The organism is Membranihabitans maritimus, assembly GCF_021729145.1.
GTDB classification, from domain to species: domain Bacteria; phylum Bacteroidota; class Bacteroidia; order Chitinophagales; family Saprospiraceae; genus Membranihabitans; species Membranihabitans maritimus.
The window spans coordinates 1-351 of record NZ_JAJSLW010000092.1 but is presented as its reverse complement, the minus strand read 5'-3'; the positions used below and the strand labels follow the sequence as shown (position 1 = coordinate 351).

Annotated in this window: 1 protein-coding gene; it reads left to right on the top strand. The window is 52.4% G+C overall.

Going from position 1 to position 351, the window contains the following annotated elements:
- Nucleotides 1-351 (top strand): hypothetical protein (locus LVD47_RS24420; RefSeq protein ID WP_236981150.1); only part of this gene is annotated, 351 nt, incomplete at both ends.

Genomic DNA, 351 nt, shown 5'->3' with positions numbered 1-351 from the left:
CGGTTTGACCCGGAGCTATCGGACGGTGACAGTCGATTTGTCCCGGGCACGGACGAAGACGGGGAGTATCTGTATATCGTAGAACAAGACGATTGCCAGGATACGGCCGTTCTTACGGTTCAAAATGCAGTTACGGAAGTCCTGGCATTGGATACGGTGTCATTGTGCCCGGGTGGACGGCGAAAGATCGGTTTTCCCTCAGGGAAATTCAGTGAAATTGAATGGTGGGACGGCAGTAGCGGGGATTCGATTTGGGTGGAAGAACTGGAAGACATACAGAGACGGGTAGAAGTACAATTCGGGGACTGCCGGATATCGGTTCCGGTGGAAATTATTATCCGTCCGGTATCC